The organism is Bordetella petrii (assembly GCF_020991325.1).
GTDB classification, from domain to species: domain Bacteria; phylum Pseudomonadota; class Gammaproteobacteria; order Burkholderiales; family Burkholderiaceae_B; genus Bordetella_A; species Bordetella_A petrii_E.
The window spans coordinates 1-2349 of sequence record NZ_JAJMLX010000432.1; the positions used below are offsets into that span (position 1 = coordinate 1).

The following is a 2349-nucleotide window of genomic DNA, read 5'->3' on the forward strand; positions in this document are numbered from 1 at the left end:
GTGCACGGCCGGCGCCGCGGGCGCGGGATCGGCGGCGGGACGGTCGACGGATGCGCAGGCCCCCAGGGCCATATTGCAGGCCAGCCCCGCCGCCCAGACAGAGCGGCCCATCCGTCTGTGCGTAAGCGTGCGCATGGTCATGACACCATATAGTGTAAAGACCAGGGGACGGAGCATCTGTAAGGCTTCTTAAATGGGTGCGGAAAGTCGGGCCTCATTTTAATAACAGCCCACGGCGTCGCGGTATATTTCAATCCATTTCCTTCCCCTTGCCCCCCGCCCGTTCCCCGGCCACTATGGCGACATGGACACCCCTCATACCAAGCTGCTGGTTGTCGACGACGACCCCGCATTGCGGCAACTGCTGGCCGACTACCTGAACCGGCACGGCTACGACACGCTGCTGGCGCCCGACGCCAGCGACCTGGCGGCGCGCATTGCGCGCTACGCCCCCGACCTGCTGGTGCTGGACCGCATGCTGCCGGGCGGCGATGGCGCCGACGCCTGTCGGCGCCTGCGCGAGCAAGGCGAAGACATCCCGGTCATTTTGCTGACCGCGCGTGACGAAGCCGTGGACCGCATCATCGGGCTGGAAGCCGGCGCCGACGACTACCTGGGCAAACCCTTCGACCCACGCGAACTGCTGGCGCGCATCGAAGCGGTGTTGCGCCGCAAGCGCGGCCCGTCGGCCCTGACCAAAGACGCGCCCGTGTCTTTCGGGCCCTTCGTGTTCGATCCGTCCATGCGCCAATTGCTGCGCGACGGCGAGGCCGTCAAGCTGACCGGCGGCGAAATCAACCTGCTGGAAGCGCTGGTGCGCAATGCCGGCAAACCGTTGTCGCGCGAACGCCTGCTGGCGTTGGCGCGCGACGACGACGCCGGCGAACGCAACGACCGCGCCATCGACATCGCCATCTTGCGCCTGCGGCGCGCCATCGAAGACGACCCCAAGCAGCCGCGCTGGATCCAGACCGTGTGGGGCATAGGCTACCGCTTTGCCCCCTGACCACCCCAACGCCCGCCCATGACGCGCCTGTCCCGCTTTCTGCTGCCGCGCTCGCTGCGGGCACGCCTGGTATTGCTGGTGCTGGGCGCGGTGCTGCTGGCGCAGGCCGCCACGCTGGCCACGGTGTCCTACTACCGCCAGAAATTCCTGGAAGATGTGGCCATCGGCTACATCGCCACCACCATCCGCACGCTGCGCGCCGCCGTGTCGCAGATTCCCGCCGAAGAACGCGCCGATTTCGTGCGCAATGCCTCGCAGAACCAGTGGCGGCTGTGGTCGCGCACCCTGCCGGCCGAAGCCCGCCTGCAGCGCTTCACCCGCCCGCCGCCGCCACCGCCCACACCGCCGCGCGGCGAACAATGGCGCGGCGATCCGCAGCACGAAGAAATGCGCCGCCGGCGCCTGCGCGAAATGCTGCGCGACCAGCCCGACGATATCCGGCGCGACCTGCGCGGCCCCATCCGCGAGCTAAACGACCGCCTGAACGACGGCACGCGCGTGGCCCTGTCGCACGGGCCCGAACCCGAGCTATTCATCTCGCTGGCGCGCAACCCCGACACCGAAGATGCGCCGCGCCTACGCGAATGGCTGGTCATCCCCCTGGATCGCCTGGATCCGCCGGTAGCCACGCCGATGATCGCCGTGTGGCTGGGCGGCCTGGGCCTGATACTGCTGCTGGCCGCGGGTTTTTCCTGGCACATTACCCGCCCGCTGACGCGCCTGGCCGAGGCCGCCGACCGCCTGGCCGCGGGGCAACCCCAGCGCGTGGAACCCTCGGGCCCCCACGAGACGCGCGCCCTGGGCCAGCGCTTCAACGCCATGCTGGACGCGCTGGCCGAATCGGATTCCGTGCGCCGCACCCTGCTGTCGGGCTTGCCCCACGACCTGAAAGGGCCGCTGTCGCGTATGTGGCTGCGGGTGGAAATGGCCGACGACCCGGCCCTGAAAGAAGGCCTGCGCAAAGACCTGCAAGACATGCAGCACATGGTGGACCAGTTCATCGGCTTCGTGCGTGGCACGGATCCCGCCGCCTACCGCTATGCGCCGCTGGCGCTGGCCGAATGGCTGACCGACCGCGTGGGCGGCTGGCAAAGCACCGGCACCGCCATCACCCTGGACATGCCCGACGAGCCCATGACCGTACAGGGCGACGCCGTGGCGCTGGGCCGGCTGCTGGACAACCTGATCGGCAACGCCCTGCACCATGGCAAGCCGCCGGTGGATATCCGCCTGCGCCATGAAGGCGGCCACGCCGTGCTGGACGTGGCGGACCACGGCCCGGGCATTGCGGCCGAACGCCGCACCGAAGCGCTGCGGCCCTTCGCGCGGCTGGACGACGCCCG

At 69.3% G+C, this 2349-nt stretch carries 2 protein-coding genes; both read left to right on the forward strand.

Annotation, left to right across the window (positions count from 1 at the left end):
• Nucleotides 1-304: 304 nt before the first annotated feature.
• On the forward strand, nt 305-1006 hold the full coding sequence (locus LPZ50_RS24140) for a response regulator (RefSeq protein WP_230665376.1): 702 nt from the start codon (nt 305-307) through the stop codon (nt 1004-1006).
• A gap of 18 nt (nt 1007-1024) precedes the next feature.
• On the forward strand, nt 1025-2349 hold a 1325-nt coding region (locus tag LPZ50_RS24145), incomplete at its 3' end, for a HAMP domain-containing protein (RefSeq protein WP_230665377.1).

Excerpts from the sequence above, each read along its gene's own strand:
- LPZ50_RS24140 (WP_230665376.1), top strand. The coding sequence starts at position 305 with ATGGACACCCCTCATACCAAGCTGCTGGTTGTCGACGACGACCCCGCA.